This is a genomic window from Undibacterium sp. 5I2, assembly GCF_035019605.1.
Classification (GTDB): domain Bacteria; phylum Pseudomonadota; class Gammaproteobacteria; order Burkholderiales; family Burkholderiaceae_D; genus Undibacterium.
Window position 1 is genome coordinate 1 of sequence record NZ_JASJVS010000187.1, and the last position, 262, is coordinate 262.

At 56.9% G+C, this 262-nt stretch carries 1 protein-coding gene; it reads left to right on the forward strand.

Annotated elements, in window-relative coordinates; translation table 11 throughout:
* A partial coding sequence (locus tag QN359_RS19915; protein ID WP_323493639.1) for a hypothetical protein occupies positions 1–262 on the forward strand: 262 nt, incomplete at both ends.

The following is a 262-nucleotide window of genomic DNA, read 5'->3' on the forward strand; positions in this document are numbered from 1 at the left end:
CAGGTCAGGCGATGGCCAACATGAATGTGCTGTTTGCGGGTACGCCGGAAGTCCAGTTCGGTAGCCTTCCGTATGGGGCGCTGGGCAGTTGCACCACTGGCAACGATGGTAAGTGTAAGGTACAGGCGCGTAGTAAAAAGGCGGGCACGAGTTTTTCTACCCAAGTCACGGCCAACGGGGTGGTGTTGAGCGGTACGATCGGTACGTATCATCCTAGCCCTGCCGTATATAGCTTCGGCCTGTTGGCACCGAGCGTACAGAT